Below are 12,139 nucleotides of genomic sequence, written 5' to 3'. Positions count from 1 at the left end.
TTCGTATATTATTTAGGAATATATCTTGAAAAACGTGTCATCTTCTCAGGTATACCAACTTCCACTCTTTTAGGAGCTGCTTCTTGATGTGAATCGGACTGTTTCATGTGATGTAACTTAGAAGCAATTAAATGTATGGTTTTAATAACATTTGGTGTTGCTTTAAAGTCTTTTTCTAGTTCATCTTCCGTTAAGCTTAATAAACTACGCTGAGCATCTTCCAATACAAATTGCTCGTTTAATAAATTATCGTGTGATAGTTTTTCTACAGCTGTATCTATTGTATTTTGAACTCCTTTCTTTAATGTACGTTTAGCTGTTAAAACACCTTGTAAATCTTGTATCGTAGCTTTTAATAATGCAGCTTCTTGTTCTGGAGTAGGAGTAATACCCACTTGCATTTCTTCAGGGAAATTTGGGTCATGCTGAACTCCCGGACGCTTTTGAACCACCGCTAACTTATCAAAATACTTAATCATACTATTAATTTGATTCGTATACGTTGGTGCTTCACCATCTAAAGGAAGGTTGTCTAACCAATCGGAACGGAAATTAAAGGCTTGAATACGGGTTTCTTCTGATAAATTAGTATCCATCGTTTCTTTATAACGCTTTTCGTTTAAGATGTTATTCGGCACTCTCGCAGGCCAAAACGTTGGTAAATACGGATCATACTCACTAGTGTATCCATCTCTACAACTTGCCGTATCAGTTTGCCAAGGTATTGCCATCCAACGCGTAATTCCCCCAGCTACTTGTCCGCCTAAAATAGGACCTTTCGCTAATGGTAATATATCGTTATTCATCATCGGGCCATAATATGTAGTATTAACAGGCGGTGTTTTAGGTGCATGTTTAATTCTAAATGGAGCCATGTACATTCCTGAAGAACGCATAGGCCATGTCATTTCACAACCAGGATGAAAAGCATCAGCTAAACAGAATTCCATAGCAGCTTTGGTTAACATATCAGGCTGTTCAGCAACAGGAAGTTCATCTATTGTTGGTGGTTTAGGTGTGTGTGGGCATCCGGTCATATCAACATAATCGGCATCAAAATCACCTTCAACCCATTGGTCTAAAAATTCTAATTGTAAATCAGATAACGTAGCATGTTGACGTACAGATCCTGTGGAAGGAATACTAATTGCATCACCATACAACCAAGGCCATAGTTGAGGTGCTTCTGCTCCAGACACATCAAAACGACGGAAGTTGTTAGAAATGGTTCTTCGCATTTCCATATAGGCAGGCGACGGATTTCCTAATCGCTTTATCCATTCGTTTGTAGTATAATCAAACTGACCTCCAAAACCAAAAGCACCTGCAAAACCTGCATTTACCCATTGTAAGTCAGTCATACGTTGGAAGATTGGTAAAATATCTTTGGTAAACGATGGTCTAGTAGGACGTACTAACATTTTAGATTTTACAGCTACATCACGCATTAAATCCCACATAGTACGTACCGATTTTTGCATCGGTGCATAATCTGGTGGAGCACAAATAACCCACGCAGGGTCTACTTTTAATTTTACACCTTCATATTCAACTTCCGCAGTAACAGGACCATCTGAAATATCATCGTGCCATCCTTCGTTATTTGCAAAAGTAATAGCGATATCACCGTTGATGTTTTCCGATTTTCCGTGTCCACCTAACATCACTAAACGTCCTTTTTCATCGGTACGCATTTCACCTAAGTACACTTTTTTAGAAAGAAATTCACCTTCAAAGAAAGGACCTTCGGTAACATTGGTTCCAGTAATAGACTTTGCTCCACCGTCAATTAATAATGAGTTACGGTCTTTTACATCAATATTACGTAACATAGAAGGTGGCATATCGGCCGCTTCAGGAATATCTAAGGCAATGTTAAACTGATACCAAGATGATTTTTGATTGGCTAAATGGCTATGCCAGGTTATTTTGGCATTTTCAGCAGTTAATTCTTTTACTGCTTTTCCTGCAGCATTGAATCCGTAAATTCTAAACTGTGCTGCTTGTCTTTTTAAGGCACCTGTTTTATCTCTATATGCATAAGGGTCGGTTTGAGGTTCAGGATTGTCAACTAACGGACCGATAAAGTATTCGTTTTCACTGTTTCCTACACGCATCACACCAATAGGAGGGTAGATACTTGCTTTTACAATACAGTCACTATTTTCATCGGTGTTACCTTCAAACTGTGGATTGATTTCTTTGGGTTCTTGTAATTGTTGCCCGTTTGCTTGATGACGTGCTTCGGCACTTGCAGCATATACTACTTTTCTTGCTTGTGCAATAGATCCTAATGGTTCGTGTTGAGGTAAGGTTCTCCAAATATTAAAGGCTAAGTTGCTTCCAAACTCTGCTTGCCCAATACTAGCCACATCTTGTTGAGGTAAATGCAATTTAGCAATACATATATACGGACTCTCTTCTGTACTCCATACTACTTGTGCGTCATCTAACGGCATGGTAGCATCGTTGGTACGCAATTGTATTTCGAAACGGAAGGTTGCTTCTTTGGTTAACAAACGCTGTTGTAAGTCGATACCTAAGTAATTGTTATCATTAAAAGGAGTTCCTTTATAGGTGTCTTCAGGAATCAAACGATATTTTACAATTTGAGAATCGCCTAATTTAAAGGGAAGAATCGCCCAGTAACTAGCGCTTAGTACACTAGCTTCTTCTTTGGTCATTGCTTTTAAAATACTGGCTAATTCAGGATGCTTGGCTATGTACGAATCGTAATCACGATCAATAACACCAGCAGTGGTAAAACTACACATTTGTTGTGCGTCTCGTGCAAAAAAACGGTCGATGTTTTGAAAGATAAAATCAGCATTGGTACCATCTCCTAATAGTTTAGGTCCATCTACACCGAAGAGTTTTAAACCTACACCTAAAGTAGAGTGTAAATCGGGAGAAGTTGGTCCCGTATCACTTGAAAAACGAACAGCACATTCGTAAGCGTCACCTGCAAAAATTCCGATTTTGAATTTTTCTTCGATGTCTTTGTTTACTACAAAACGACCGTAGGCGATACCGTGTTGTTTTCTAAATACAGCTCTCTCGGCAGGTTGTTGCCCGTTTTCAATGCGGGTTTTTTGACCCATTTCTACAAACATTTCTTTTAAACGTTGTGTAACTTGGGTAATGTCTCCATCGCAGTTCCAGCATAATGAAGATTTGTCTTGTGAGGGGTTTGTCATTTTTTTGGTTAGTTTAAGTTTGACATTATATACCTTTAAAAATAAGGAATATAAGTTAGAGTTGGTTTTAAGAAATTCTTAAGCGTTTAGTTTTTGGGTATTAATTGTTGGTATTTTGATTTGAGAGGATCCTCATAAAGATTCACTATTATTAGAAACAATTAGTAGTTGATAGCTTAATACAGCGATGAAGGATAGAAATATTTTTTATATAATAAGGATATTTTTTTGTAGAGCTATTAGTTATCCGTACCTTCAAACTTTGAAAAAGCAAAAGTAATCCTTACTATATTCCTTTTATTTTTTTGATTGAGCTAAGAGTACACTACGCATAAGCGTAATTGGTGTATTATCGTGATTTATGCGTTTATAAGCATAAAAATAATTGTAAAGGAGAAATTACTTAAAAGTTAAATAAATTAGTATGACTAAGACAGAAAGAAATAAAAATGGTGTAATAGGTATCACTAAGCAGGTTAGCTTAATTGATAAGAAAATAGGTTCGTATAAAGAACATTTTATAAACGAATATTTTGGATATACTGTAAAGTTATCTAACGGAGCTATTCGTATACCAAGAAAAACAGCTGAAGATTATGAGGTGCAAAAAGGAATTGTTACTCCTAAAAGAATAAAAGAAATAGCTAAAACATATACATATCAAGAGATATAATTTATTTTATAAGTTCGTTAAACAAAAAACCACAACTAAATGTTGTGGTTTTTTGTTTATATGCAAGAAGTGATTATTTTAAACTTCCTGTCATGTCTTCTGGTTTAACCCATTCGTCATATTGCTCTGGAGTTACATATCCTAAACGTACCGCTTCTTCTTTTAAAGTAGTTCCGTTAGCATGTGCAGTGTTTGCAATCTCAGCAGCTTTGTAATATCCAATTTTGGTATTTAATGCTGTAACTAACATTAATGAGTTGTTTAATAACTCAGTAATTCTTGTTTGGTTTGGTTCAATACCAGCAGCGCAGTTTACATCGAATGACACACAAGCATCTCCAATTAATTGAGCTGATTGTAATACGTTAGCCGCCATCATAGGTTTAAACACATTTAACTCATAGTGTCCTTGTGTTCCACCAACAGTTACTGCAACATCGTTACCCATTACTTGTGCACATACCATAGTCATAGCCTCTGCTTGTGTAGGGTTTACTTTTCCTGGCATGATAGAAGATCCTGGTTCATTTGCAGGAATGATAAGTTCTCCAATTCCAGAACGTGGTCCTGATGCCATTAAACGAATATCGTTGGCAATTTTATTTAAAGATACTGCTAATTGCTTTAAGGCTCCGTGTGTTTCTACTAACGCATCGTGAGCAGCCAAGGCTTCAAATTTATTTTCAGCAGTTACAAATGGTAATCCTGTAAACTCAGCGATATACTTAGCAACTAATACATCGTAACCAGCTGGAGTGTTTAATCCTGTTCCAACAGCAGTTCCTCCTAAAGCTAATTGAGCTAAGTGTGCTAATGAATTTTTTAAGGCATTTAATCCGAAGTTCAATTGTGCTACATATCCAGAAAATTCTTGGCCTAAGGTTAGGGGAGTAGCGTCCATTAAGTGTGTACGTCCAATTTTAACTACATCTTTAAAAGCTTCTGATTTAGCTTGTAACGTGTCGCGTAATTGCTCTACACCAGGAATAGTTACTTCTACAATTTTTTTGTAGGCTGCAATGTGCATTCCTGTAGGAAAGGTATCGTTAGACGATTGTGATTTGTTTACATCATCGTTTGGTTGAATAGTTTTTTCACCTTCACCAATTACATTTCCTGCAATTTCGTGTGCACGGTTAGCAATAACTTCATTTACATTCATGTTCGACTGTGTACCAGAACCTGTTTGCCAGATTACTAATGGGAATTGGTCGTCGTGCTTTCCAGCTAAAATTTCATCACATACTTGTGCGATTAAATCACGCTTTTCAGTAGCTAATACACCTAACTCAGCATTAGTGTAAGCTGCTGCTTTTTTTAAGTATGCAAATCCGTATACTACTTCTAATGGCATAGAGGCAGCAGGACCAATTTTAAAGTTATTACGAGAACGCTCGGTTTGTGCTCCCCAATATTTATCAGCTGGAACCTCTACTTGTCCCATTGTATCTTTCTCAATTCTATATTTTGTCATTTGGAATGATTTAAAATGCTTAAAATTAATGATGTCCAAAATTACAAATTCTAATAGTTTTTAATAGTGATTTTTATCAGATTTTATTGGAGGAAAAGAAAAATAGTTATAATTTTGTGGCATAACAATTATTAATAAGAAACAAATGTTAGATTTTTCAGAATTCTCAGGATTGGTATTATTCATGTTTATTTTTACAGCTGGATTTTGGCTGTTAATTTTCTTATTAACATTTGTAGTTCCTTACTGGATTGGTGGAACTATCTGGGAAAACATGAAGTTAAAAAGAGAAGCTAAAAAAGCTGCTGAGGAAGGTAAGTAAGCTTTTTATTACAATATATTCTAAAAACCATGCTAATAGGCGTGGTTTTTTTTATGTTCTTATTTTAATATTGAGCACACTTTAACCTGATTTAATTCTTGCTGTAAATAAAAAAAGAGAACTTTAAAGTTCTCTTTTTTATTAAGTTTTATAATGTTTAGGAATTAGAATCCTTCACCGCCTCCATCAAAGTCACCATTACGACCTGAGCGTTCACGTTTTTTCTTTTGATTAAATCTATAAGTAAAGCTTAGTGTAATTTGACGCTCTCTCCATTGAAATTCTTGATAAGACATTACTCTAGCTGTATTCGTGTAGCTTTTTCTTTTACGTTCGTTAAATAGGTCACTAACGTTTAAAACTAATGAGGCCTTGTCCTTGAATATATCTTTACTGAATGCTAAGTTGGTAACAAAAATACCTTCTCTACTACCTTGTGCATCATCTTGTGGTCCTCGATACATAATACGTGTTTGCCAATCTATTTTCGCAGGTAAAGTAATTTTAGAGTTAAAACGAGCAAACCAACTGCTACTATTTACTTCAGGTAAAGACTCAGTTTCGGTTACTAGATCACCATTGATAGGATTAGTATAAGAATAAGTGTAATCGAAAGCATCTGTTCTAAACTTAAAATAGTTAAAAGTTGCTGATAAACGTGCCCATTTTGCTGGGTTATAGTTTGTTGTTAATTCAAACCCGTAACGATCTTCATCATTTAGGTTTAAGAACTGACGTACAAAAACATTTCCTTTATCTCTTGTTTCAATTCTAGAAACAGGTCTGATTAAATCAGTTGAAAATTGATAGTACAAAGAAGAGTTTAAGGTTACTTTACTAACTCTTGTAGTATACCCTAGATCAAAAGAACTTGTATATGTAGGGTTTAAGTCTGGATTTCCTTTAAATACGTAAGTATCTGAACTACGTGTTTCGAATGGGTTTAAAAACCAGTGACGTGGTCTTCGTAATCTACGAGCATACCCTAAAGTTAAGTTATCTGTTTCACTAAATTCATATCCTAAATTAACGGTAGGGAACCATTCAGTATAGTTTTTATCAGAAAATTCACCAGTATTTAATACTGTTAAATCAACATCAGTATATTCTGCACGTAAACCTAACAAGTAAGAGAATTTATCTATTTTACTACCATATTGAGCGTAATAAGCGTAGATATATTGTTTAAAATCTATAGCATTAGAAGGGTCAAAGTCAAAAGGTTGTCCATTTTCATCACGAACTCTAAAATCAGATGTTAAATCTTGTAAATCAGCTTTATGACCTAATTCTAATTGACTTTTCTCTCCTAATGGAAGTACGTAATCTATTTGTAATAATCTGTTTTTAGATTTAGTAACTTGACTATTTTGTTCAGCTAAAATGTTGTTGTTAGTAATATTAGCAAGTTCATCTTCTTCGTTTTCGCTATACTGTAAATCGATAATTAACTTTTGACCTTTGTCATCAATATTATTCGTATAGTTTAACGAATATTGAGTGTCAATATCGTCTTCGGTTTCAGTTTCTACTCTCTTTAAACTTCTTATAGGATCATTAGCAGGAGAAAAAACATTTGTATTGTTAGTGGCAATATCTTTACCGTCATTGTTTCTATAGAAAACAGTACCAGTAAGAGAACTTTTATCGTTTAAGTAATATTCTAAACCAAAAGAACCATTAAAACTTTTATTTTTTCGGTTATAGTCTCTTTTTTCAATACTCAGACTATCGATAACACCATCGGTTAAATATGTAAAATCACTAAAAGCATTTCCTGGTCCTTTTCTGTAAGAATATCCAAGATTAGAAAAAATATTAAACTTTTTTGTACGGTAGTTTAAATTACTACTTACTCTGTATAAATCAGGGTTACCTACAGAAAAGTTTAGAGAACCATTAAAGCCTCTTACTTTTCCTTTTCTAAGAATAATATTTAGAATACCAGCTGTACCTTCAGCATCGTAACGAGCCGAAGGAGAAGTAATAACTTCAACTTTTTCAATAGCATCAGCAGGTAAGTTACGTAAGGCATCTGTACCACTTAAACCTACTAAAGCAGAAGGTTTCCCATCAATTAGAATACGTACGTTTTCATTACCTCGTAAACTTACAGCACCTTCAGCATCTACATTTACTGATGGAACGTTGTCAAGTACATCAGAGGCATTACCACCTTTTACTGTCATATCTTTACCAACATTGTAAATCTTTTTATCTAAACGAATTTCAACAGTAGATTTTTCAGCAATAATTTCAACTTCTTCCAATGTTTCTGCATCTTCTGAAAGTAAAATAGTTCCTAAGCTCTTATTTTCAGTTAAAATATGATTTCCTAAACTTTTAGTTTTAAAGCCTATAAATTCAACCTTTATATCATATGTGCCAGATGAAGCATCAATAGAGAAGCTTCCATTTGCATTAGTAACCCCTCCAATAATTTGTTTTGTATTAGTGTTTGTTAGTACTAAAGTCGCGTACTCTAGAGGTTGTTTAGAGTTTGTTTCTAATACTTTACCAGTTAAGGTAACTTTAGAAGCTATACCTTTTGTAGCACGCTGTGCAACAGCCGTAAAACTAATTAGTAAAATAAGTAGTGTAATTTTCTTCATTATATTGATTTATAAAGCTTGTTTGACCGCAAATTTCCCCAAAGGTTTAATGGGGTTTAGTTAAAAGAATGTTAAATAAAAAAAGGATGCTTTTTAGCATCCTTTTCTTTTAAATATATAGAAAATTATTTCTTCTTAGCACGTTGTTGGGCAGCTTGTTGTTCTTGAGCTTGCTTCATGGCAGCATCTAAACGCTCACGGAATTTACTCTTTTTAACAGGCTTCTTTTTGTTTTCTTCAATCTTAGCGTGAATTTTAGCTTCATCAATAACGTAGTTCTTGATAACAAACATAATTATGATAGTTAGTAAGTTTGAGATAAAGTAGTATAAACTTAATCCACTAGCATAGTTGTTAAAGAAAAATAACATCATAATAGGAGAGAAGTAAATCATCCACTTCATCATCTTACTCATATCAGGCATTCCTTCTTGAGTAGGAGCTTGCATGTTAGCTTGTTGGCTTTGGTTCATTTTCATATAGAAGAAAATGGCTACAGAAGCTAAAATTGGGAATAAACTTACATGGTCACCATAAAAAGGAATTTTAAATGGTAATTTAAAAATAGTATCATAAGATGATAAATCATTAGCCCATAAGAAACTCTTTTGACGGAAGTCAATATTTGTAGGGAAGAATTTGAATAAAGCAAAGAATACAGGCATTTGCATTAATGCAGGTATACAACCCGACATCATACTCACTCCAGCTTTTCGCTGCACCGCCATGATTTCTTGTTGACGCTTCATAGCGTTTTCTTTTCCTGGGTATTTTTTATTGATTTCTTCCATTTCTGGACGAATCACCTTCATTTTAGCACTTGATAAGTATGATTTGTATAATACTGGAGACATGATTATACGCACTACTATTGTCATTAAAATGATGATTAATCCGTAGTTACCAATAAATCCTTTTAACATATTAAATACCGGATAGAATATAGTACGGTTTAAGAAACCAAAAATTCCCCAACCTAAATCAGCAACTTCATCTAAACTAGTTCCTTTGTAAGACTTTAATAAATTATAATCAGTTGGTCCGTAAAACCATTGCATGTTATAATTTAACTCTCCATTTGTTAAGGCTAACGGGGTTTTTAATCCGTAGGTTTTAGTGTATACACTATCTTTATCTTCACCTGCAAAGTCAACAGATTTCAAAGTAGCATTACTAAATGGTGTATCAGATGTTAAAATAGAAGAGAAGAAGTGTTGTTTGTATGCAACCCAATCAATATCACTAACAACTTCATCATCATTCATTTGTAAGTATTCTACTTCATCATCGGCTTTGTAATAATAATAAGAGTACATGTTTTCAGTTTTTAAACTTTTTTCATGTCTAAAACCTTTTAAACTCCAATCTAAATTAATTTCTTGAGAACTATTAATAGTATTGTTTAATCCTTGTGAACGAACAGCAAAACCTACTCGGTAATCTCCTTCCTTCATTTCGTAACGATACTCTAAAAACTTAGCTTCAGAAACCTTTAACTTCATAGAAAGTACTTGAGTGTCTCCATTTTTTGTAAGGGTAGGAATAAATAATAAATCTTTAGTATTTAAAATTCGGTTATCAGTAGTTCCGAAGTTAATGTTAAAAGAAGCATTATTATCTTTTACTAAATAAAGAGGTAATGAATCGTGTGTTTTATAGTTTTTAACTAAAGCTTCTATAATCTGTCCACCTTTATTGTCGATAGTGAACTTTACAAGATCATTTTCAAGTGTAGTATTTCCTTCTTGGCTTTTAGAGGCTCCGTATGCAAAAGCACCAAACTTATTTTGTAAAGCAATTTGTTGTAACGAGTCGTTTACTATGACATTATCAGTTAAATTGTTTTGAGTGTTGGTTGTTGTAGCATCAGTAGTTTGCTCTGTCTGGGTAGTAGCTTCAGGAGTTTCTTCCGGCTTTTGTGTGTTCATCCACCAAAGCATAATTCCTCCTAATAAAAGCATTCCTATAAAGGAATTTAAATCAAATTTTTTTTGTTCCATTGATATATGTTAAAATGTCAACTTGTCATTTAAAGTTTTTCTTAAAAGCTGAAAAACCGGACAAAGGTAGTAAAACCCTATAGTTTTTTTGAGGTTTTACAGTGAATAATTTTGTTAGTAATGGTAGTTCAAACAGTGTTCCAATTTTTATATGTCAAAAAAAATCCTGTAATTTTAGTTACAGGATTTTTAACTTATTTTTTTGATTGTTTTAAAGCTGCTTTGATAAAGCTTACAAACAAAGGGTGTGGATTTAATACGGTACTCTTGTATTCTGGATGATATTGAACTCCAACAAACCAAGGATGCGAATCGATTTCAACAATTTCTACTAACCCTGTTTTAGGGTTAACACCTGCTGTTTTCATACCAGCATTTTCTAATTGCTCTTTATAATCGTTATTGTATTCGTATCTATGACGATGACGCTCACTTATTAATTCTTCTTTATATGCTTGAAAAACTTTAGAATCTTGTGTTAATTGACAGTCCCAAGCACCTAAACGCATTGTTCCTCCTTTGTCAGTAACATTTTTTTGCTCTTCCATTAAGTTAATCACTGGATGTGCTACTTCAGGATTCATTTCAGTAGAGTTAGCTTCTTTAAGTCCTAACACATTTCTTGCAAATTCGATAACAGCCATTTGCATTCCTAAACAAATACCTAAGAAAGGTATATTATTTTCACGTACATATTGTACTGCTGCAATTTTTCCTTCAATACCTCTATCACCAAATCCAGGGGCAACTAATACACCATTTAATCCTTCTAGCTGTTTAGCAGCATTCTCAGGAGTTAGTTCTTCAGAGTGAATCCAACGAACGTTAACTTTTGTTTTATTGGTAGCTGCAGCTCCTGCGTGAATAAATGCTTCGGTAATTGACTTATAAGAGTCGTGTAACTCAACATATTTTCCTACTAAACCAATTTCAACAGAAGAAGTTGGGTTTTTATGACGTTCTAAGAACTTATTCCATGTTTTTAAGTTAGGCTGTTTACGTGTAGATAAATTTAACTTATCTAAAACTACATAATCTAACCCCTCTTTAAACATTAAGTTAGGAACATCGTAAATAGTCTCAGCATCTAATGATTGAATTACATTTTGCTTCTTAACATTACAAAATAAGGCTAGTTTACGTTTAATATCATCTGAGATTTCATGCTCTGAACGACATACTAAAATGTCAGGTTTTACACCACTTTGCATTAATGTTTTTACAGAGTGTTGTGTAGGCTTCGTTTTTAATTCACCTGCGGCTGCTAAGTAAGGAACTAGGGTTAAATGGATAACAATAGCGTTATCTTCTCCTAAATCCCACTGTAATTGACGAACAGCTTCTATATAAGGTAACGATTCAATATCACCAACGGTTCCTCCAATTTCAGTAATTACGATATCATAATCACCTGTATTACCTAAAATTTGGATTCTGTTTTTAATTTCATCAGTAATATGAGGAATAACTTGAACGGTTTTTCCTAAAAACTCTCCTTTACGCTCTTTGTTTATTACAGATTGATATATTCTTCCTGTGGTAACATTGTTAGCTTGTGAAGTAGGAATGTTTAAATAACGCTCGTAGTGTCCTAAATCTAAGTCGGTTTCAGCACCATCATCGGTAACATAACATTCTCCATGTTCATATGGGTTTAATGTTCCTGGATCTATATTAATATATGGATCTAACTTTTGAATGGTTACTGAGTATCCTCTTTCTTGTAATAATTTGGCTAAAGAAGCGGCTATAATTCCCTTCCCTAGTGATGAAGTTACGCCTCCGGTTACAAAAACGTATTTTGTGTTGTTCATGGTACTGTTAGGTTTGCGCAAAAGTAAGAAGTCTGGCAATTACAACA

General features: G+C 34.0%; 7 protein-coding genes. 2 read left to right on the top strand and 5 right to left on the bottom strand.

All coding sequences use genetic code 11. The annotated features are described in order from the left end of the window. Nucleotides 1-8: 8 nt before the first annotated feature. A complete protein-coding gene (locus tag VBY68_RS04030) occupies nucleotides 9-3,197 on the bottom strand; it encodes a LodA/GoxA family CTQ-dependent oxidase (protein WP_415268956.1) in 3,189 nt (1,062 codons plus the stop codon). A gap of 424 nt (nucleotides 3,198-3,621) precedes the next feature. Between VBY68_RS04030 and VBY68_RS04025 the strand changes: the two genes are divergently transcribed. Beyond that, nucleotides 3,622-3,870, top strand: coding sequence for a hypothetical protein (locus VBY68_RS04025; RefSeq protein WP_121146999.1), 249 nt, complete (start codon nucleotides 3,622-3,624; stop codon nucleotides 3,868-3,870). 73 nt (nucleotides 3,871-3,943) lie between these two features. Here the strand turns inward: VBY68_RS04025 and fumC are convergent, their stop codons facing one another. Then, a complete protein-coding gene (gene fumC, locus VBY68_RS04020; RefSeq protein ID WP_124588959.1) occupies nucleotides 3,944-5,344 on the bottom strand; it encodes a class II fumarate hydratase in 1,401 nt (466 codons plus the stop codon). 145 nt (nucleotides 5,345-5,489) lie between these two features. Between fumC and VBY68_RS04015 the strand changes: the two genes are divergently transcribed. Continuing rightward, nucleotides 5,490-5,666 carry a hypothetical protein gene (locus tag VBY68_RS04015; protein WP_164505156.1) on the top strand — a complete coding sequence of 59 codons (177 nt, stop codon included), beginning with the start codon at nucleotides 5,490-5,492 and terminating at the stop codon, nucleotides 5,664-5,666. 164 nt (nucleotides 5,667-5,830) lie between these two features. On the opposite strand, the gene VBY68_RS04010 is transcribed toward VBY68_RS04015, so the two are convergent. The 3 genes from VBY68_RS04010 to VBY68_RS04000 all read right to left on the bottom strand — a co-directional run bounded on the left by VBY68_RS04010 (nucleotide 5,831) and on the right by VBY68_RS04000 (nucleotide 12,092). Then, a complete protein-coding gene (locus VBY68_RS04010) occupies nucleotides 5,831-8,278 on the bottom strand; it encodes a TonB-dependent receptor (protein ID WP_415268955.1) in 2,448 nt (815 codons plus the stop codon). 125 nt (nucleotides 8,279-8,403) lie between these two features. Continuing rightward, a complete protein-coding gene (gene yidC / locus VBY68_RS04005) occupies nucleotides 8,404-10,278 on the bottom strand; it encodes a membrane protein insertase YidC (RefSeq protein ID WP_415268954.1) in 1,875 nt (624 codons plus the stop codon). Between the two features lie 194 nt (nucleotides 10,279-10,472). Then, a complete protein-coding gene (locus VBY68_RS04000; protein ID WP_415268953.1) occupies nucleotides 10,473-12,092 on the bottom strand; it encodes a CTP synthase in 1,620 nt (539 codons plus the stop codon). Nucleotides 12,093-12,139: the final 47 nt, after the last annotated feature.

It is taken from the genome of Tenacibaculum ascidiaceicola (genome assembly GCF_047470925.1).
GTDB classification, from domain to species: domain Bacteria; phylum Bacteroidota; class Bacteroidia; order Flavobacteriales; family Flavobacteriaceae; genus Polaribacter; species Polaribacter discolor.
The sequence above is the reverse complement of the archived record's forward strand: the minus strand, read 5'-3'. Positions and strand labels throughout refer to the sequence as shown.

Bases quoted from the DNA above. Each gene is read 5' to 3' on its own strand.
- VBY68_RS04015 (WP_164505156.1), top strand. From the start codon at position 5,490: ATGTTAGATTTTTCAGAATTCTCAGGATTGGTATTATTCATGTTTATT.
- fumC (WP_124588959.1), bottom strand. From the start codon at position 5,344: ATGACAAAATATAGAATTGAGAAAGATACAATGGGACAAGTAGAGGTT.
- VBY68_RS04010 (WP_415268955.1), bottom strand. From the start codon at position 8,278: ATGAAGAAAATTACACTACTTATTTTACTAATTAGTTTTACGGCTGTT.
- VBY68_RS04030 (WP_415268956.1), bottom strand. From the start codon at position 3,197: ATGACAAACCCCTCACAAGACAAATCTTCATTATGCTGGAACTGCGAT.
- VBY68_RS04025 (WP_121146999.1), top strand. From the start codon at position 3,622: ATGACTAAGACAGAAAGAAATAAAAATGGTGTAATAGGTATCACTAAG.
- VBY68_RS04000 (WP_415268953.1), bottom strand. From the start codon at position 12,092: ATGAACAACACAAAATACGTTTTTGTAACCGGAGGCGTAACTTCATCA.
- yidC (WP_415268954.1), bottom strand. From the start codon at position 10,278: ATGGAACAAAAAAAATTTGATTTAAATTCCTTTATAGGAATGCTTTTA.